The following is a 17,457-nucleotide window of genomic DNA, read 5'->3' on the forward strand; positions in this document are numbered from 1 at the left end:
ACGAGCGACACCTAGGTGGTGTTCTGCGCACCCTCGGAGGAGCGGTCCAAGCACTCGGGGACCTGCTGGTGAAACCCGTTTCGGTGGAGAGTTGAACCTGTCACCACACGCGAAACCGGAGGCTCCGATGTCGATCATCAGCACAATCGCCCACTCGACGGAGCGTCGTGTCTCGGTGTCGACCGGTGACGGGGTGGAGCTCGCGGTTCGCGAGTACGGGGCGCGGAACGCGGACATGACGGTTGTTCTCATTCACGGGCATTGCCTGCGGACCGAATCGTGGACGGATGTGCGGGACGCGCTGCTGCGCGAGCACTCCGGTGCCAAGGTCGTCTGCTACGACCACCGCGGGCACGGCGACTCCGCTATCGCGTCGAGGAAGACCTACAACATCGAACAGCTCGGTCATGATCTGCACGACGTGCTCGACGTCGTCGCGCCGACCGGCCCGGTCGTGCTGGTCGGGCATTCGATGGGTGGCATGACCGTGCTGACCTACGTCGACCAGTACCGGCACGAGGTCGGGACGCGCATCGTCGGTGTCGGACTCGTCGCCACCGCCGCGAGCGGGCTCGCCGACGCGGGCTTCGGCCGGCTGCTGCACAACCCGATCGTCCCTGTCTTCCAGGCCGCGGTGCGGTGCGCACCGCGGCTGATGCAGCACGCGAAAGTGCTGGCCTGCAAGGTCTTCGCCCCGGTCGTGCGCGCCGCCGAGTTCGGTGATCGCAAGGTCAGCCGGCGTGTGCTGGCACTGGCCGAGGCGATGCACAACGCGACGTCGATCGTGACCATGGCCACCTTCCTGAGCGCCTTCAAGACCTTCGACCGCACCGCCGCCCTGGCCACGCTCTCGACCGTTCCCACCATGATCCTGTGCGGTTCCGCCGACCTGATGACGCCGCCGTCGCATTCGGTCGCCATGGCCGCCGCCGTCGACTACGCCGACTTCGTTCAGATCGACGGCGCGGGTCATTCGGTCATCCTCGAACAGCCCGCCCAGGTCGCCCAGGCCATCGCCCGGCTGGTCGCTCGCGCGGACCGCTCCGGTCGGCCCGCACGCGCCCAGCTGGCCCTCGCAGCCTGAGTCAGCCACCGGCACAGGATCAGCTCTCGTCGAGCTGGGGACGCCGGACGGATCGGCCGGTGACGTCGGCGAAGTAGCTGCTACGGTCCGATTCTGTGATCGTTTGGCTCAACGGGACCCATGGCGCAGGCAAGACGACGACCAGTGGGCTCGTGCAACAGCTGATTCCGGATTCGCGGGTGTTCGATGCCGAGAAGGTCGGTGAGACGCTCATGGACGTCACGCCGGGGCTGCCCGCGACGAACAACTTCCAGCATTGGCCACCGTGGCGCCCCCTGGTGGTCGAGACCGCCCGGCACATTCTCGACTACACCGGCGGCACGCTGGTGATGCCGATGACCGTGCTGGTCGAGCAGTACTGGCGCGAGATCAGTACCGGGCTCGCGCGGCACGCGATCCCGGTCCGGCACTTCGTCCTGCACGCGGACCAGCAGACCTTGCGCGAGCGTATCGAGGGCGACACCGTTCTCGGTCCGTCAGCATTCCGTCTCGCGTATCTCGAGCCCTACGCGGAGGCTGCCCGTACGTGGCTGCACAGTGAGGCCGAGGTCGTGGACACCACGCTTCTCACCCCTGGTGAGGCTGCCCAGCGGATCGCCGACGCCGTGAACAAGTGACGGGCCGGTCGAGCGAAGACTGCTCGAGCAGTCGGCTAAGCCCTGTCGAGTTCGAGTTCTATTGCGCTGGTGAGGAGTTGGCGAGCTCGGGGGAGGGGCAGCGAGCCGCTGTGCCAGCGTTCGCTGAGGCCTTCCACCAGTGTGGTGAGGCGTTCGGCGGTGATGCCGGCGTCGACGGTGGCCGCGACTGTGCCGGATTGCTGGGCCCGGCGGATGAGGGTTTCCACGTCGGCGTTCCAGGCTTCGGTGGTGGCGCACAGGGGCGCGCGCAGGTCGGGGTGGAAGACCGCGCTGGCGCGCAGTTCGCCCCAGGCGACGCTGGTTTCGCGGACTCGGTCGGTGTCTTGGAGTTCGAGCAGCAGCATGTGCTCGACCTGCGCGCGCGGATCGGTCGCATCGGCGGCGTCCGTGTAGGTCTGGGCGCGGTGGTTGATGTGTTCGAGCGCGGCGCGCAGGATGCCCGCGCGATCCTTGAAGTGGTAGTAGATCAACGCGGTGGACACTTCGGCCGCCGCGGCGAGCTTCTCGACGCGCAGGCCGCGTACGCCGTCCTCGGCGATGACGCGGACGGCGGCTTCCATGATCTGGGTACGACGGTCCGACACGATTCCTCACAGTAGGCGCACGTGATCGCGGCGATGGTGCCGCTGCCGGGCTCAGCCGACGGGTTCCTGCTGGGTGGTGCAGTGGATACCGCCGCCACCAGCGGCGATGCCATCGATGTTGATCTGCACCACCTCCCGGCCGGGAAACAGCCGCTCCAGGGTGGATTTCGTGGCGCCATCGGTCGCCGGATCACCGAATTCGGGGCCGACGACGGCACCGTTGCAGACGTAGAAGTTGATGTAGCCCGCGGCGAAATCGTCGTCCGCGAACTGCTCGCGCACCGTGGCCGGACCCTCGAGCACCTCGACTCGCAGCGCGCGACCGTGCGCGTCGGTCGCCGAGCGCAGGATGTCGAGGTGGCGACGGGTGACGTCGTAGTCGAAGGAATCCGGGTCGTTGTCGAGCCCGGCGACGACCACGCCGGGACCGGCGAAGCGGGCGTAGAAATCTGTGTGCCCGTCGGTGATGTCCGCGCCCGCGATGCCGGGCAGCCAGATCACCTTCTCGATACCGAGCAGGTAGTCGAGTTCCTCTTCGACATCGGCCTTCTTCCAGCCGGGGTTGCGATTGTTGTTGAGTACGCAGCTCTCGGTGATGATCGCCGTGCCCTCTCCGTCGACCTCGAGCGCGCCGCCTTCGAGTACCAGATCGGTGTGCAGAGTCTCGACGCCCGCGCGGCCGGTGACGAACTGCGCCACCTTGCTATCGGCGCGGTAATCCTGCTTCTCACCCCAGCCGTTGAAGTTGAAATCCACACCGGCCCCGGCATTGCCGCTTCGCACGAACACCGGGCCGGTGTCGCGCATCCACAGGTCGTCGAGGTCGGTGGTGATCAGCTCCACGTTCGCGTTACCGATCAGGCTCTGCGCCCGTGCCAGATCGCCGGGGCGCACCAGCATCGAGACCGGTTCGAAGCGGGCGATCGTGGTGGCGATGGTGGCCAGGTTGCGCTGGACCTCCGGCACCAGCTTCGCGCCCCAGATCTGCTCGTCGGCCACGAACGCCATCCAGGTGCGCTGGTGCGGTTGCCCCTCCTCGGGCATGAGCCAGGTCCTGTCGTCGCTGTCTGCACTGTCGTCGCAGCCCGCCACCAGCACGCTGAACGCGGCCATCGTGGCCTGGACGAACGTACGTCGTCGCATCGGGTTCTCCTTTCCGCTGTCGAGAACCGTACATCCTGACTGAAAATTTAGTCAAGAATGGCGATCCGTGTCAGCCAGGCGACGGCGTCGTGGTTTCACGACTTGACGACCGCCAGCGCGGAGTTGGGCCGGACGTCTCCCACTGCGGGGTGGTGGAGGCGGTCGACCTCGGTGAATCCGGCCGCGCGCAGGACTTCGGCGAGCTGGTCGGTGGGGTAGCGGTAGGCGGTGGTGACTTTGTGGGGGAAGGGTTCGACGGTGTCGGTGGACTCGAAGAAGCCGATCACCAGGCGGCCGTTCGGGGTGAGCACCCGGTGGAATTCCGCCAGCACGGTGGGGAGTTCCGCAGGGGGCATGTGGATGAGCGAGAACCAGGCGAGGATGCCGGGGACGGACGCGGTGGGCGCATCGAGGGAACGGATCGAGCCGAGTTCGAACGCGATGTCCGGGTAGGCCGCCCGCGCGTAGGCGATGAATTCGGGGACCAGGTCTATGCCGGTGGCGGGGACGCCGGCGTCGGTGAGGAACTTCGTGAAGTGGCCGGGGCCGCAGCCGAGGTCGAGGACGGGGCCCGGGGCCAGGTGGGTGAGGGCGAAGGCCGCGTCGTCGGGGGGGAGGTCGGAAGGGGAGCCGAACAGATCGATGTAGAGGGTGTGGATGGCGGTGTAGGCGGCTTGGACGGTGTTGTCGGGCACCCGGTCGACGCTAGTCACTGAACAGGGCATGCCCGGTTTCGTCCATCGTTTGTGATGGGAAGACCCGGGTAGTCGAATGTAGGGAGCCGTTTTCCCAGTCGTAGACACGAAGGGATCGACGATGCCGATCAAGCCTGTTCGACGCATTGCTCGCGCACTGCTGGGGACCACATTCGTGGCCGCCGGAGTGAACGGGTTGATGAATCAGAAGCCCCGCGCCGCCGCCGCCAACGCGCTGGCCGACAAGGGCAGGACCGGCCTGCCCGACGCACTGGCGGCACGGGTGCCCGACGATCCGAGTCAATTCGTCCGCGTGAACTCCGCGGCGCAGGTGGTCGGTGGGTTGTTGCTGGCCAGCGGACGCGCGCCGCGGCCCGCGGCCCTGGTGCTCGCCGCGACCGTGGTGCCGGGAACCGTCACCGAGCAGGACTTCTGGGCCGAGAACGACCCGGACCGCAGGGCAGCCAAGCGGGTGGGGTTCTTGAAGGACCTCGGGTTGCTCGGCGGGCTGATGATCGCGGCGGCCGACACCGAGGGCAAGCCGTCGCTGGGCTGGCGGGCCCGGCGAGCGTTCTCGCGTGAGGAGCCCCGCATCGCGGCCGAGGGCGCTGCCATCGCCGCCGCGGCCAAGGTTCGGGGCGCGCACCTCGCCGATGTCGCCCACGAGCAGGGCGCGCATCTGGCGGAGGTCGCGAACGAGCGAGGCACCGCGCTGGCCGAGATCGCCCGGGAACGTGGGCCGCAGCTGGCCGACGCGGTGCGCAGCCGCAGCGCCCATCTGGTCGAGGTGGCCAAGGATCGTGGCCCCGAGGTGGCCGAAGCCGTGCGCAGCCGTGGCGCGCACCTGGTCGAGGTGGCCAAGGATCGAGGTCCCGAGGTGGCCGAGGCGGCGCGCACCCGTGGTGCCCAGATCGCCGACGTCGCCAAGGAGAAGGGTCCCGAGCTGGCCGAAGCCGCGCGCGAACGAGGCACGTATCTGGTGGATACGGCTCGCGAACGCGGTTCGGAATTGGCCACCGCCGCACGGGAGCGTGAGGAGATCGCAGCTCCCGCGCGCCGGTGGTCGAGGCGATAGCACTCGAATCCCAGAGGCCGGGCCGGGCCACGATGACGAGGTGAACCCGGCCGGTCTGTTCGTTATGCCCCGATAATCGTGGTCTGGCGTTCCCACCTGCTGTGGCGCACCATAAATCCGGGGTCGGGCATACCGACGAACTCACCGCGCGAACCTGACATCGGGGCAATCCGGCGAATTAGGTTTGGCGGTGAGTTCTGGTGTGAATACTGGGCATTCGCAATGCTTTTCGACAGAGTGGGATTCATCTGATGTTGTCCGGTCGTGAAACGTCCAAGCCGTATGCCGTTCGAGTCGCAGTGGTGGGAGCGACGGTGCTGATCGGACTGCTCGGTTCGGCGGGAACCGCTGCGGCACTTCCGGGTTCGGGCTCGGCATCCGGTTCGGCCAGTGGTTCCGCGAACCTGGCCTCGGGTTCGGCATCCGGGTCGGGTGCGGTCGATCCGGCGGTCGCTTCCTACCTCACCTGGCAGTCGACGCAGTTCATCCACAACACCCTGCGCATGCTGCTCTCGGTCCCGCTGCGCAACAGTTAGTTCCAGGCTTTTTCCCAGCGCTCCGCTGCCCAGTCGCGCACCTCGCCGCTGAGCAGAATCGCGGGTAGCAGCAGCGCGAAGCCGATCAGCAGGATCGCCAGGCGTACCCACACACTGAGTTCGCCGAGGGCGCGCAGCAGCGCGGGCAGGACGCAGAGCACGGCGAGCGCGACGAGGACGATCGCCGCGAGATTGTGTCCTGGCCCGGCGATCAGCGCGGCGCAGACACCGAAGCACAGGCCGAGGACCAGTCCGCCGACGCCGACGAAGTAGTTGTCCCAGGAAAGCCAGCTCGGGCGGGTAGACCGGTGAGTGACCACGCCGGGCAGCCTAGCGCGCTCAGCTGTCGCTGTGCGGCGGTCTGGGCCACGGGTTTTCCTCCAGCTGTTCGACCGATCGGTTGAACTTGCGCATCAGCCTGCTGAGCTCGGTGACATCGTCGGCGTTCCAGTCGGCGACGACCTTGCCGATATCGCTGCTGCGGTGCCGTCGATCGGCTTCGAGCGCGGCCTTGCCGTCGGCGGTCATCTTGATCTTGCGGGCGACACCGCCGTCGGGATCGGGAACTCGTTGCACCAGTTCCTGCTTCAACATCGCGCCGACCTGGCGGTTGATGGTGGAGATGTCGAGCTGGAAGGACTCCGACAACTCGCGCAGGCTCAGCGGTTCGCCGAGATCGAGCCGGGTCAGGATGAGGAACGCCGATCGGTCGAGCAGGAAACCGGGGCGTCTGCGGGTGGTGGTGGGGAAGTGCCGCGAGATCAGGTTCAGCTCGAACACCAGGCGGGTGAAGGGGGTGTCGTCGGCGGGGCCGGAATCGGGCATGTGCCAACTATGTCGTGTGGGTCACCCCGGCACCAAATTGTGTACTATGCACATGCTGTGTACTGTGCAATTTCGTGTCTGTAACTGCCGAGGCCGCACCGGCCATCCCCGAAACCCGACGTCCGGCCCCGGCCGTGCTGATCGCGGTGCTCAGTACGGTCGGCATCGTCGTCTCGCTCATGCAGACGCTGGTCATTCCGATCATCCCGTCGCTGCCGACCCTGCTGAACACGTCGGCGTCCAATGCCTCCTGGGTGGTTACCGCCACCCTGCTGGCCGGTGCGGTGTCGACGCCGATCGCCGGACGACTCGGCGACATGTTCGGTAAGCGCCGCATCCTCGTCACCAATCTCGGGTTCATGATCGTCGGCTCGGTGGTCTGCGCGACCGCGAGCTCGCTGCTGCCCGAGGTGATCGGCCGGTCGCTGCAGGGCATCGCGGTGGGCGCGATCCCGCTGGGGATCAGCATCATGCGCGACGAACTCCCGCCCGAGAAGGTCGGTGGCGCGATGGCCGTGATGAGCGCGACCCTCGGTGTCGGCGGTGCCGTCGGCCTGCCGTTCTCGGCGCTGATCGCACAGAACGCGAACTGGCACATGCTGTTCTGGACCGCGGCCGGACTCGGTGTGGTGTGCGCGGTGCTGGTTGTGGTGTTCGTACCGGAATCGCCGGTGCGCACGCCCTCACGCTTCGACTTCGCTGGTGCGATCGGCCTCTCGATCGCCCTGCTCACGTTGCTGATCGGCATCACCAAGGGCGCCGACTGGGGCTGGGCCAGCGGCTCGATCCTCGCGCTGTTCGCTCTGTCGCTGGTGAGTTTCCTCGGCTGGGGCGCCTATGAACTGCGCCGCACCGCGCCGCTCGTCGACCTGCGGGTCTCGGCCCGCCCACGGGTGCTGTTCACCAATATGGCCTCGATCGCGGTGGGCTTCTCGCTCTACGGCATGTCACTGACGTTCCCGCAGCTGCTCATGGCGCCCGAGCAGACCGGTTACGGTTTCGGGCTGTCGATGGTGGTCGCGGGCCTGGTGATGGCGCCGACCGGTCTGGTGATGATGCTGCTCTCGCCGGTGTCGGCGCGCCTGACGGCGAAGAAGGGCCCGAAGTTCACGCTGGCGCTCGGCTCGGCCGTGATCGCTGTCGGCTACCTGTGCGCGGTCGTGATGATGGACACCGTGTGGCAGATCATCCTGTCGGCGGTCATCGTCGCGGGCGGCGTCGGCCTGGCGTACGCGGCCATGCCCGCGCTGATCATGGGTGCGGTGCCGCTGAGCGAGACCGGCGCCGCCAACGGCCTCAACTCGCTGATGCGTTCCATCGGCACCTCGACCTCGGCGGCGGTGATGGGTGTCGTGCTCGCCCATATGACCATGCAGCTGGGCCCACATATGGTGCCGACCCGGTCGGCGTTCCACACCGCGTTCTTCATCGCGATGGCGGGTGCGGTCGCGGCGATCGCTTTGACCATGTGCATCCCGATGGGCAAGAAGAAGGCCGGCTGAGTCAGTCCGCGATCGGCGAGTACACCACCAGCGACCAGTCCCGGCGCGGCACCAGGGCGGCGCCGAGGGAGTGCACCGCCATCGGCATCGCCGCGCCGGTGTGCGGATCGCGCAGCTGCACCACCGGGCCGTCGGGTCCGTGCGCGGCCGGGGGCTCGGTGGTCCAGAACTTCTCCCACTCGGGAGCCTGCGCGCACGTGCCGACGATCTCGGCGATCCGTGCCCGCGCCGCCAATCCCGGCCCCATCACGCGAAACCCGTAGACGCACATGTGCACTTGCTGCTCCCAGTCGACCAGGGCCGCCTTGGCGCGCGGATCGAGGAGCATCCACTCGAGCATCGACTCGCCCGTTTCCAGGCCGGGGAAGACGAGTCGCCACGCGGCATTGGTGGCCAGGACCTCGAAGACCGGATGTAGTTGCAGGCTGGCCGGATGGGTGATCCCGTCGATCAGCACCTGGTCGGCCGGGCGGACCAGCGACGGTGGCGAGTCGTAGCGAGGGGCCACCGACAGCGAGACCAGATGGTCGCGGAACACTTCGGGTACGTCGAGCGCGTCGAACAGTGCGGTGAGCGCCTCCAATGTCGGTGTGCGGGTACCCTGTTCGATCTTCTGGATGAGAGCGGGCGAGATGCCTGCGGCCTCGCCGAGCGCCGCCCTGGTCAGGCCCGACGATTCGCGGCGTTCGCGCAGGTACCGCGATATCGACGCGTTCGGGTCTTCCACAATGCACTCCTGTTTCGGTCGCCGGTACAAATTGGGACAGTCGTCTAGCTTGACCGAGGGTAAAGGTTTCGCTGACACTCATGTCAGCCGAGCGGGAGACCGCCTGGCTGCCCGGTCGCCGCGCCCAGGACGATTTTCGGCCTTTGTGCTGGTCGGGCCAGTGTGTTCCGGAGCGGAAGTGTTCGACACCACCCCTGCGCGGACGATTGTCGCCGGAGGGGACGGCGCGCGCGCTCGCCTCGTGCGCGCCGAGAGCGATTGCCGGGCTGATACCCGGGTGGCGCAGGGGTCCATCCGGTGGTCGCCCGTCCGCTTCGGAAAACACGCGTGAGCGGGAACCGAAAGCGCTCGTGATTCGTCCAATAGGTCAGAAGGATGAACGAGAGCGGGGGGCGATGACGCAGATTCGAGCCGAACGACCTGGACGGCGCACGTCCTGGATCGCCGGCATCTCCGGGATGCTGGCGGCGGCGACGGTCGTCGCCGTCGGACTGGTGTGGTGGCAGCACGAGTGGGGTGATCAGTTCCCCGCGCTCGACAGCGAACGTCTCGACGAGCAGCAGATCGTGCTCGTGGATGTGTTGCGCCGCGAATACGAGCAGCCCGGCGACGGCCCGAAGTACGCCGAGGGCGTCCAGGAGGCCTGGTGCGCCGACTTCGTGAGCTGGACGATGCGCGAGGCGGGCAGGCCGCTGGCGAACCCGAACTCCGGTTCGTGGCGCATCCCCGGCGTGTACACGCTGCAGGAGTACTACCAGCGGGTCGGCCGATTCACCCGCCCCGACGTCGGCTACCGGCCACGCACCGGCGACGTGGTGCTCTACGGTCCCGACAGTCCGCTCGGTCAGCACACCAACATCGTGCTGAAGGCGGAGGGGGACACGATCACCACCATCGGTGGCAACGAGCTGGGCGGGGTTCGGGTGCGCACCATCACCCCGGCCGAAACCGCAGATCTGGTCGGTTACGGGCGATTCTGAAATCGATTGGCGCTCAAGACAACTGCGAGGATCCTGGACGGCGGTACCACGCTGATACCCGTACCATGGAACTCGCGGCGCCCGGCAGCGCCGTTGCCGGCTCCTCCGTCCTGCTTCCCCCTCATCGGCAGGACGGGGGAGTTGTGCCACCAGCAGCGGGTTCGCCGACGTCACGTACCGTGTTCGATGTGCGTGTGAAGGTGGACGAAGAGCCACGTCGTGACCCGATGTGGATCGAGTACGCCGATTTCGGCGAACGGTTCGTCACCTACGCGGTGACCGAGGAGCGCATCGCCGCCGCCGTCTCGGGGATGACCGGGCGTGGCGTGAAGATCGGACCGTTCTCGCTCGGGCCCGCGGGATTGGCCGGTTTCGTCGCCGAGGGCACGCTGGGCACCCCCGTGGTCACCCGCACGCCCGGTGGCGCGCTGAGCTTCGGTGTGCGGATCCCGCTGACCCTGGCCGTGAATCTGGTTCTGGGCGGACGCAAACTGCGCCTGGCAGCCGTGGTGGAGATCGGGCTCACGCTGCACGCCCGCACCGCCGCTCCGCTGCTGGTCGTGATCGATGTCGCCCCGGTGACGGCCAAGGATGTCAGCTTCACCTTGCGCGCCGAGGCCATCGACGGTGCGTGGGAAATGCTGCTCGACCCGATCGCGGGCCTGGTGCAGCGCGAGGTCGCCAACCGGGTCAACGCCATCGTGGGCGATCCGAAGGTCCGTTCGGAGCGCGTCTTCGACATCGAGGCGATCCTGGACGGCTACCGCTCACCGCATCGCAACGACACCGTTTTCGATTGGATCGACTACCGCGAGTTCGGGCTGCGCTTCTTCACCACCATCGTCACCAGGGATCGTGTGCACGGCGTGGTCGGTCAGCTCGCGGGCAGCGCGATCGAGGTGGGACCGTTGTCCGAGGGCCCGCGCGGCGCGGCCACGGTGACCGTGCGCGGGGCGATCGAGCAGCCACGGGTGATCGACCGTGGCCTCGGTGAGCCGGGTGACCTGCGGATCTTCGATATGACGCTGCCGGTGGGGCTCGATATCACCGTCGACGTGCTCAAGGCCAACCACTACCGTGCCGACCTGGAGATCCCGCTCGTTCTCACGGCACGGGCCGCGGAGCCGCTCCAGATCGTGATCGAGGTGCCGCCGCCCGCGCTCGAGGACATCTCGATGGAGTTCACCGCGAAGGGCCTGCGGGCGGCCACCCTCGGCCGATTGGCCGGGATCAAGAAGCAGGTGATGGCACAGGTCGTCGCGGTGGTCAGCACCGAACTGGCCGATCCGACCGGACGCACCATCGATGTGGGCGCGGCGATCGACGGCGCGGCCTGACTCCTGTGACTCGTGGGGCGAATGTTGCCATTGGTTCTGGCGGTTCCCCTGGGGTTGTGGTGCAATGAGTCGCACGTTCTAGACTCCCGGCGCGCGAGATTCGGGGAAGGCGCGCCGGGTTTGCTTACCGGTTGAGGGTCGGGTTGCGCGAAGGAGTCCTGCGATGCGTTCTGTTCCGGTGACCCGGCGGAAGTTCTTCGGCTTGGCCGCCGCCGCGGCCACGATCGGTGCCGGCCTCGCCGCCGCACCCGCCCGGGCCCAATCCTTCGGCACCATGGTCGACTACGCCGCGGGGGTCCCCTCCGCCGCGTCGATCGCGGCCGAAGGACATATCGGCGTCATCCGCTACGTCTCCGAGCGCAGGCCCGGCGCGGAGTGGATGGAAGGTAAACCGCTGCTCGCCGCCGAGGTCGAGGACCTGTGGACGCACGGCCTGTCGATCGTGTCGAACTACCAGTTCGGCAAGGGCCCGACGGCCGACTGGCGCGGTGGCCTCGAAGCGGGCAAGGAACACGCCGAACGCGGTTGGGCCATCCACACCGCCGCGGGCGGACCCGACACCGCGCCGATCTACGCCTCCATCGACGACAACCCCTCGGACGAGGACTTCGAGGAGATGATCGCGCCCTATATCGAGGGCTGGCAGTCGGTGCTCGGACCCGACCTCGTCGGCATCTACGCCAACGCGCCGACCATCGACCGCGCACTCGACGCGGGCCTGGGTTCCTGGTTCTGGCAACACAACTGGGGCACCGAGCGCGGATTCGTGCACGACTCCGCGCATCTGCACCAATTCGAGATCGACAAACGCTCGATCGACGGCATCGGCGTCGACCTGAACCGGGTGCTGGCCGAGGACTACGGCCAGTGGTGAGTTAGGTCTGGCAGTGGCAGGTCGCTCCGCGCCGGATATCGGGCTCGTCGTCGGGCGTCACGCGCAACGCTGACCGCATCTCGGGCTCGGCGAGTACCCCGCGCCACGACATCAGCGACCACCGCGACAGACCCGACAGCGCCGACCCGATGCTGGCGAACGACAGCGAGGAGATCGCGGACCCGAACGACCCGATCGAGCCGATCGACAGCACCGATCCGACACTGCCGATCGACAACACCGAATAGGCCGATCCGATCGACAGGATCGACCCCTCGGATCGATACGACAGAATCGAGCGGCTGCTCCGAATCGACCGAACATTCCGGGAAGAACCGTGCGTGGTCGCCATGGATCCCGGTTTACCACACCGCTCAGCCGGCGGGAACCCTGCGCGAGCACACAGCAACGCAAGCAGGACAACCATGGTCTGGCCGCCGAACGCAAACCTCCCCGCGGCTCAGGTCCGGCCTGAAGTCGCGGGGAGGCGGGAGAGCATCTCAGACGGTGAAGAAGCCAAGGGTCGGCATGAACGTGCAGGTGCGCGGTGCGGCGCCCTCGGCGGCGGTGGTGAGCGAACCCGAGATCACCGCGACCACGCGGCCGTGGCCGGTGTCGGCGATGGCCGACAGGGTGGCCGGACCGCCGGGGTTGATCTTGGCCTCGTCGGTCAGCGTCTGGATCGCGGACTGACGGGTGTCGAGGTTGAGCCACTGCACCGTCATCGGCGGGTTCTGCTCGCCGGTCGGGGCCTTGGTACCGAGCGCGGTGAACACGAAACCGGCCTGTCCGGCGGCGGGTCCGGGCGGGGGCAGCTGCGCCGGACCGGCGACCGCGAGCGCGGTGCCGACCGAATCGGCGCCGTCGCCGATGCAGCCCTTGCCGATCGTCGGGTACAGGAACTGCGCGATGGCCGGGCCGTCCTGCGGGAGCTCGGGACCGCCGCCGCCGCTGCCGTCGAGGAAGGTGATGATCCGCTCGAGGGTGGCCTTGATGGCGGGCGGCAGGTTCAGCGTGGCCAGCAGTACGCGCGCCTGATCGAGCAGGGCGGTCTGCGGGCTGGCGACGTCGGCGGGGCCTGCGACCAGGCCCGCCACGGCGGGGGCGAAGGCGGCTAGCGCGTCGACAGGGACGCCTTCCGGCACCATCGGGACGCTGATCGGCGCCGCCTGTGGGGCTGGCGCGGGCGCGGCGATAGAAGCAGGCGCGGCGAGCATGGCGCCTGCCGCGATGGCGAGAGCGGTCGTTGCGATCCGCGATCCTCGGCTACGAAGCACTTGTCTAGCCGTCCTTACCTCGGTTTTGCGATGGGCGAGGGTTGTCGACCCCAACATGTCGGGGGTCACTCTAAGGACAACGCTGCCGTGTTGTACAGCCGCCGGGCCCTGAGCGGATCACCGGCCCAAACCATGTTCATCGACGCTAGCCCTGACCGGTGTTACACCTGGGGATGTTGATGCAAATGTTATCCATGGTGTCGGGGTGGCCGGTGGCCGCCGGTGGCGTGCGGGCGCCTGGTTAAAGTAGCGGAGCACCGCGAAATGGCGCGCGACGCCACCCATCCGACCGAAAGCCTGGCCTTGAACCGACACCTCCGATGGGCTCTCGCGCTGCTCGGACTGTCCGTGCTCGCCAGGCTGGCCTGGATGCTCTTCGCCCCGAACGGGCTCAATGTCGTCGATCTGCACGTGTACGTCGACGGCTCGGCGTCGCTGCTCACCGATCGGCTCTACGACTTCACCTACTCCGAGGTGACGCCGGACTTCCCGCTGCCGTTCACCTATCCACCGTTCGCGGCGCTGGTGTTCTTCCCGCTGCACTATCTGCCTTTCACCCTGGTGGCGGTCGGCTGGATGCTGGCTACGGTGGCCGCGCTCTACGGCGTGATCCGGATCAGTTTCGAACTGCTCCTCGGCGCGGCGAAGGCGAAGCAGACGCCGTGGATCACCGCGGCCGTCGGCTGGACCGCGCTCGGCGTCTGGCTGGAGCCGGTGCGCACAACGATCGACTACGGCCAGGTCAATGTGTTCCTGGTGCTCGGCGCGATGCTGGCCGTCCGCAGTGCGCGGTGGTGGATCTCGGGCACCCTCGTCGGCGTGATCGCCGGCATCAAGCTGACCCCGGCCATCACCGGTCTGTACTTCGTGGCGCGGCGGCGCTGGGCGACGGTGCTGTGGTCGGCGGGGGCCTTCGGGCTGACCGTCGCTGTGAGCTTTCTCATCAATGCCCACGAGGCGAAGCGCTATTTCGGCACCCTGCTCGGCGACGCGGACCGGATCGGCCCCGTGGGCTCGGTGTGGAACCAGTCGCTGCGCGGCGCGCTGAGCCGCATCCTGGGTTACGACGTGCAGTCCGGGCCGTGGTGGCTGGCCGCGGTCGCGGTCACGGCGGTGCTGGCGTTCTGCGCGTGGCGCACCCTCGGCCCCGACGACCGGCTCGGCACCCTGGTGCTGGTGCAGCTGTTCGGGCTGATGATCTCGCCCATCTCCTGGTCGCACCACTGGGTCTGGCTGATCCCGACCGCGCTGTGGCTGCTCTACGGGCCGCTGCGCGACGAGCGGGTCGCGCGGATCATCGCCGGGTTCTGGGTGCTGACGATGTTGGTGGGTGTGCCGTGGGTGCTCTCGTTCGCGCAGCCGACGATCTGGACCATCCCGCGCCCGTGGCCGCTGGCCTGGCTCGGCGCGGTCGACGTGATCGGCGTGTTCGTGCTGCTCGGCTGGCTGATCTGGCGCGGTCGCGAGACTTTGCGCGCTCAACTCCCCGGCCGTCGCACGGCCGAGGTGCCCGCGAGCTGACGCTCAGCCGACGAGGTCGTCGATGGTGTGCGCCATCGCCGTATCGAGCGCGGTGAGCCCACCCGCCGAGTGCGTACTCAGCGTGAAACGCAGTGTGCGCCAACGGATATCGATATCGGGATGATGATCGGCAGCCTCGGCCGCGGTGGCGACCTTGCGTACCGTCTCGATGCCGGCGAGGAAACTCGGTGCCTGCACCGTGCGGGTGATCGCGTCACCCTCGCGTGACCACTCCGGCAGGGTGGCCAGCGCGATGGTGAGTTCGGGGGCGGAGAGCAGCGGAGTACTCATACTTCGGTTGTACCCCTCCGCCTACTTGGCACGCGCCAGCTTCAACGCCTTTTTGAGATCTTTACCGCATGTTCCGGCGGCCTCGGCCTTCTTCATTCGCATGATGACGACGGGGCATTTGAAGCAGCGCGTCTTCTTCCTGCAGCACTTTTTCTTCGGCTTCAGGCTCGAGACCTTCTTCGCCTTCACCTTGCCCATGGGAGTTAGCGTAACCTAAGTACAAAGCCTGACACGAGGTCGCGGCGAAGCTACCGGTAGGGTGTAACAGGCCGCGATGCCAGATGAATGCGCGCCAAATACATCAACAGCAGGAGGATTGAGGCGTGTCGTCTTCACGCGATTTTCGCAACGTCGCCATCGTGGCCCACGTCGACCACGGCAAGACGACGCTGGTGGACGCCATGCTTCGTCAGTCGGGCGCGTTCGCTGAGCGAGCCGAACTGGTCGACCGAGTCATGGACTCCGGTGATCTCGAGCGCGAGAAGGGCATCACCATTCTCGCAAAGAACACCGCCGTCCATCGCCATAACCCCGACGGTTCTCTCACCGTCATCAACGTGATCGACACCCCCGGCCACGCCGACTTCGGTGGCGAGGTCGAGCGCGGCCTGTCCATGGTCGACGGTGTCGTGCTGCTCGTCGACGCGTCCGAGGGCCCGCTGCCCCAGACCCGTTTCGTGCTGCGCAAGGCGCTGGCGGCGAAGCTGCCGGTGATCCTGGTCGTCAACAAGACCGACCGCCCGGACGCCCGCATCGCCGAGGTCGTCTCCGAGTCGCACGACTTGCTGCTCGACCTGGCCTCCGACCTCGACGACGAGGCCGCCGAGGCCGCCGAGCTGGCGCTGGATCTGCCGGTTCTCTACGCCTCGGGCCGTGAGGGCAAGGCGTCGAAGGTCGAGCCGGAAAACGGTTCCGCACCCGACGCCGAGAACCTCGACGCCCTGTTCGAGGTGCTGATGGACTACATCCCGGCGCCGAAGAGCAACAAGGACGCGCCGCTGCAGGCCCACGTCACCAACCTCGACGCGTCGGCGTTCCTCGGCCGTCTGGCCCTGGTCCGCATCTACGCGGGCGAGCTGCGTAAGGGTCAGAACGTCACCTGGATCAACGCCGACGGCGCCAAGACGGTCAAGATCACCGAGCTGCTCCAGACGATCGGTGTCGAGCGTCAGCCCGGCGAGGTCGCCGAGGCCGGTGACATCGTCGCCATCGCCGGTATCCCCGACATCATGATCGGCGACACCCTCGCCGATCCGGAGAACCCGGTCGCACTGCCGCGCATCACCGTCGACGAGCCCGCCATCTCGGTGGTCATCGGCACCAACACCTCGCCGCTGGTCGGCCGGGTGCAGGGCCACAAGCTCACCGCCCGCATGCTCAAGTCGCGCCTGGATTCCGAGCTCATCGGTAACGTCTCGCTGCGCGTGCTCGACATCGGCCGTCCCGACGCCTGGGAGGTGCAGGGTCGTGGTGAGCTGGCGCTGGCCATCCTGGTCGAGCAGATGCGCCGTGAGGGCTTCGAGCTCACCGTCGGCAAGCCGCAGGTGGTCACCAAGCAGGTCGACGGCAAGACCCACGAGCCGTTCGAAGAGCTGACCATCGACTGCCCCGACGAGTACCTGGGCGCGATCACCCAGCTGCTGGCCGCCCGCAAGGGCAAGATGGTGCAGATGAGCAACCACGCCGCCGGTTGGGTGCGCATGGAGTTCATCGTCCCCTCGCGTGGCCTGATCGGCTTCCGCACCGTGTTCCTCACCGAGACCCGCGGCACCGGCATCGCCAACGCCGTCGCCCACGGTTACGCCCCGTGGGCCGGTGAGATCCGCGCCCGCCACACCGGTTCGCTGGTCTCCGACCGTGCGGGCACCGTCACCCCGTTCGCGATGATCCAACTGGCCGACCGTGGTCAGTTCTTCGTCGAGCCGGGCGCCGACACCTACGAGGGCATGGTCGTGGGCATCAACCCGCGTGCCGAGGATCTCGATATCAACGTGACCCGCGAGAAGAAGCTGACCAACATGCGCAGCGCCAACGCGGACACCTTCGAGACCATGGCCAAGCCGTTGCAGCTCGACCTCGAGCTGGCGATGGAGTTCTGCACCGAGGACGAGTGCGTGGAGGTCACCCCCGAGGTGGTCCGCGTGCGCAAGCTGGTGCTGGGCGCCAACGAGCGGGCCCGCGACCTGTCGCGTCGCAAGGCTCGCGACAAGGCCGCCGCGAACTAGTCGGCAGTAGTTTCGAACGGCGTGGGGGGGGGGGCCGGAAACCAACCCGGCCCCGCCCGAGAGGAGGGGGGTAAAGGGCCCAACGCAGCCGCAACGAGGGGGTGGGTGGGGTGGCGCAGGTTTTGGGGGGGGGGCCGCCCGGT

General features: G+C 67.7%; 20 protein-coding genes. 10 read left to right on the forward strand and 10 right to left on the reverse strand.

Annotated features, from left to right (window positions below; genetic code table 11):
* The first annotated feature begins 127 nt into the window (after positions 1-127).
* Positions 128-1,084: an alpha/beta fold hydrolase gene (locus tag ACWFRF_RS29890; protein WP_452453445.1), complete on the forward strand. Its 957-nt coding sequence runs from the start codon at positions 128-130 to the stop codon at positions 1,082-1,084.
* 95 nt (positions 1,085-1,179) lie between these two features.
* Positions 1,180-1,701 carry an ATP-binding protein gene (locus ACWFRF_RS29895; protein ID WP_452453447.1) on the forward strand — a complete coding sequence of 174 codons (522 nt, stop codon included), beginning with the start codon at positions 1,180-1,182 and terminating at the stop codon, positions 1,699-1,701.
* Between the two features lie 35 nt (positions 1,702-1,736).
* Here ACWFRF_RS29895 and ACWFRF_RS29900 read toward each other — a convergent pair whose 3' ends face one another.
* From ACWFRF_RS29900 to ACWFRF_RS29910, 3 genes are all read right to left on the reverse strand, one after another.
* A complete protein-coding gene (locus ACWFRF_RS29900; protein ID WP_387447477.1) occupies positions 1,737-2,306 on the reverse strand; it encodes a TetR/AcrR family transcriptional regulator in 570 nt (189 codons plus the stop codon).
* 51 nt (positions 2,307-2,357) lie between these two features.
* Positions 2,358-3,449 (reverse strand): agmatine deiminase family protein, encoded by a 1,092-nt coding sequence (locus tag ACWFRF_RS29905; protein ID WP_452453449.1) that lies wholly within the window; start codon positions 3,447-3,449, stop codon positions 2,358-2,360.
* Positions 3,450-3,544: 95 nt separating this feature from the next.
* Positions 3,545-4,144 carry a class I SAM-dependent methyltransferase gene (locus ACWFRF_RS29910; protein WP_452453451.1) on the reverse strand — a complete coding sequence of 200 codons (600 nt, stop codon included), beginning with the start codon at positions 4,142-4,144 and terminating at the stop codon, positions 3,545-3,547.
* Between the two features lie 121 nt (positions 4,145-4,265).
* On the opposite strand from ACWFRF_RS29910, the gene ACWFRF_RS29915 reads away from it, so the two are divergent.
* Positions 4,266-5,219 carry a DoxX family protein gene (locus ACWFRF_RS29915; RefSeq protein ID WP_379314487.1) on the forward strand — a complete coding sequence of 318 codons (954 nt, stop codon included), beginning with the start codon at positions 4,266-4,268 and terminating at the stop codon, positions 5,217-5,219.
* A gap of 251 nt (positions 5,220-5,470) precedes the next feature.
* Positions 5,471-5,755 carry a hypothetical protein gene (locus tag ACWFRF_RS29920; RefSeq protein ID WP_378996553.1) on the forward strand — a complete coding sequence of 95 codons (285 nt, stop codon included), beginning with the start codon at positions 5,471-5,473 and terminating at the stop codon, positions 5,753-5,755.
* Here ACWFRF_RS29920 and ACWFRF_RS29925 read toward each other — a convergent pair.
* Positions 5,752-6,075 (reverse strand): hypothetical protein, encoded by a 324-nt coding sequence (locus ACWFRF_RS29925; protein WP_378996551.1) that lies wholly within the window; start codon positions 6,073-6,075, stop codon positions 5,752-5,754. The genes ACWFRF_RS29920 and ACWFRF_RS29925 overlap by 4 nt on opposite strands.
* A gap of 19 nt (positions 6,076-6,094) precedes the next feature.
* On the reverse strand, positions 6,095-6,580 hold the full coding sequence (locus tag ACWFRF_RS29930; protein WP_379314417.1) for a MarR family winged helix-turn-helix transcriptional regulator: 486 nt from the start codon (positions 6,578-6,580) through the stop codon (positions 6,095-6,097).
* A gap of 74 nt (positions 6,581-6,654) precedes the next feature.
* Between ACWFRF_RS29930 and ACWFRF_RS29935 the strand changes: the two genes are divergently transcribed.
* Entirely contained in the window at positions 6,655-8,082 is a 1,428-nt protein-coding gene (locus ACWFRF_RS29935; RefSeq protein WP_452453454.1) for an MFS transporter, read from the forward strand.
* Between the two features lies 1 nt (position 8,083).
* On the opposite strand, the gene ACWFRF_RS29940 is transcribed toward ACWFRF_RS29935, so the two are convergent.
* Positions 8,084-8,809 (reverse strand): helix-turn-helix domain-containing protein, encoded by a 726-nt coding sequence (locus ACWFRF_RS29940; protein WP_379314416.1) that lies wholly within the window; start codon positions 8,807-8,809, stop codon positions 8,084-8,086.
* Positions 8,810-9,204: 395 nt separating this feature from the next.
* On the opposite strand from ACWFRF_RS29940, the gene ACWFRF_RS29945 reads away from it, so the two are divergent.
* The 3 genes from ACWFRF_RS29945 (at position 9,205) to ACWFRF_RS29955 (ending at position 12,000) form a co-directional block, all read left to right on the forward strand.
* Entirely contained in the window at positions 9,205-9,789 is a 585-nt protein-coding gene (locus ACWFRF_RS29945; protein WP_452453456.1) for a CHAP domain-containing protein, read from the forward strand.
* A 188-nt stretch (positions 9,790-9,977) separates the two neighbouring features.
* Entirely contained in the window at positions 9,978-11,126 is a 1,149-nt protein-coding gene (locus ACWFRF_RS29950) for a hypothetical protein (protein ID WP_452453458.1), read from the forward strand.
* Positions 11,127-11,289: 163 nt separating this feature from the next.
* A complete protein-coding gene (locus tag ACWFRF_RS29955; protein WP_378996538.1) occupies positions 11,290-12,000 on the forward strand; it encodes a DUF1906 domain-containing protein in 711 nt (236 codons plus the stop codon).
* 1 nt (position 12,001) lies between these two features.
* On the opposite strand, the gene ACWFRF_RS29960 is transcribed toward ACWFRF_RS29955, so the two are convergent.
* Both ACWFRF_RS29960 and ACWFRF_RS29965 read right to left on the reverse strand, forming a co-directional pair.
* Entirely contained in the window at positions 12,002-12,352 is a 351-nt protein-coding gene (locus tag ACWFRF_RS29960) for a hypothetical protein (RefSeq protein ID WP_452453460.1), read from the reverse strand.
* A 148-nt stretch (positions 12,353-12,500) separates the two neighbouring features.
* Positions 12,501-13,277: an Rv1157c family protein gene (locus ACWFRF_RS29965; protein WP_378996534.1), complete on the reverse strand. Its 777-nt coding sequence runs from the start codon at positions 13,275-13,277 to the stop codon at positions 12,501-12,503.
* A gap of 264 nt (positions 13,278-13,541) precedes the next feature.
* On the opposite strand from ACWFRF_RS29965, the gene ACWFRF_RS29970 reads away from it, so the two are divergent.
* On the forward strand, positions 13,542-14,798 hold the full coding sequence (locus ACWFRF_RS29970) for a mannosyltransferase (RefSeq protein WP_378638194.1): 1,257 nt from the start codon (positions 13,542-13,544) through the stop codon (positions 14,796-14,798).
* Between the two features lie 3 nt (positions 14,799-14,801).
* Here ACWFRF_RS29970 and ACWFRF_RS29975 read toward each other — a convergent pair whose 3' ends face one another.
* Both ACWFRF_RS29975 and ACWFRF_RS29980 read right to left on the reverse strand, forming a co-directional pair.
* Positions 14,802-15,089: a 4a-hydroxytetrahydrobiopterin dehydratase gene (locus ACWFRF_RS29975; protein ID WP_301903181.1), complete on the reverse strand. Its 288-nt coding sequence runs from the start codon at positions 15,087-15,089 to the stop codon at positions 14,802-14,804.
* Between the two features lie 21 nt (positions 15,090-15,110).
* Positions 15,111-15,287: a hypothetical protein gene (locus tag ACWFRF_RS29980; protein ID WP_194826542.1), complete on the reverse strand. Its 177-nt coding sequence runs from the start codon at positions 15,285-15,287 to the stop codon at positions 15,111-15,113.
* Positions 15,288-15,412: 125 nt separating this feature from the next.
* Here ACWFRF_RS29980 and typA point away from each other — a divergent pair, with 125 nt between their 5' ends.
* Entirely contained in the window at positions 15,413-17,314 is a 1,902-nt protein-coding gene (gene typA, locus ACWFRF_RS29985; protein WP_358064503.1) for a translational GTPase TypA, read from the forward strand.
* The last annotated feature ends 143 nt before the right edge of the window (positions 17,315-17,457 follow it).

Source organism: Nocardia sp. NPDC055165, from assembly GCF_053606985.1.

What these genes read in the sequence shown, in the direction of transcription:
- ACWFRF_RS29890 (WP_452453445.1), top strand. Translation starts at nt 128, where the DNA reads ATGTCGATCATCAGCACAATCGCCCACTCGACGGAGCGTCGTGTCTCG.
- ACWFRF_RS29905 (WP_452453449.1), bottom strand. Translation starts at nt 3,449, where the DNA reads ATGCGACGACGTACGTTCGTCCAGGCCACGATGGCCGCGTTCAGCGTG.
- ACWFRF_RS29915 (WP_379314487.1), top strand. Translation starts at nt 4,266, where the DNA reads ATGCCGATCAAGCCTGTTCGACGCATTGCTCGCGCACTGCTGGGGACC.
- ACWFRF_RS29920 (WP_378996553.1), top strand. Translation starts at nt 5,471, where the DNA reads ATGTTGTCCGGTCGTGAAACGTCCAAGCCGTATGCCGTTCGAGTCGCA.
- ACWFRF_RS29930 (WP_379314417.1), bottom strand. Translation starts at nt 6,580, where the DNA reads ATGCCCGATTCCGGCCCCGCCGACGACACCCCCTTCACCCGCCTGGTG.
- ACWFRF_RS29945 (WP_452453456.1), top strand. Translation starts at nt 9,205, where the DNA reads ATGACGCAGATTCGAGCCGAACGACCTGGACGGCGCACGTCCTGGATC.
- ACWFRF_RS29955 (WP_378996538.1), top strand. Translation starts at nt 11,290, where the DNA reads ATGCGTTCTGTTCCGGTGACCCGGCGGAAGTTCTTCGGCTTGGCCGCC.
- ACWFRF_RS29960 (WP_452453460.1), bottom strand. Translation starts at nt 12,352, where the DNA reads ATGGCGACCACGCACGGTTCTTCCCGGAATGTTCGGTCGATTCGGAGC.
- ACWFRF_RS29970 (WP_378638194.1), top strand. Translation starts at nt 13,542, where the DNA reads ATGGCGCGCGACGCCACCCATCCGACCGAAAGCCTGGCCTTGAACCGA.
- ACWFRF_RS29975 (WP_301903181.1), bottom strand. Translation starts at nt 15,089, where the DNA reads ATGAGTACTCCGCTGCTCTCCGCCCCCGAACTCACCATCGCGCTGGCC.
- ACWFRF_RS29980 (WP_194826542.1), bottom strand. Translation starts at nt 15,287, where the DNA reads ATGGGCAAGGTGAAGGCGAAGAAGGTCTCGAGCCTGAAGCCGAAGAAA.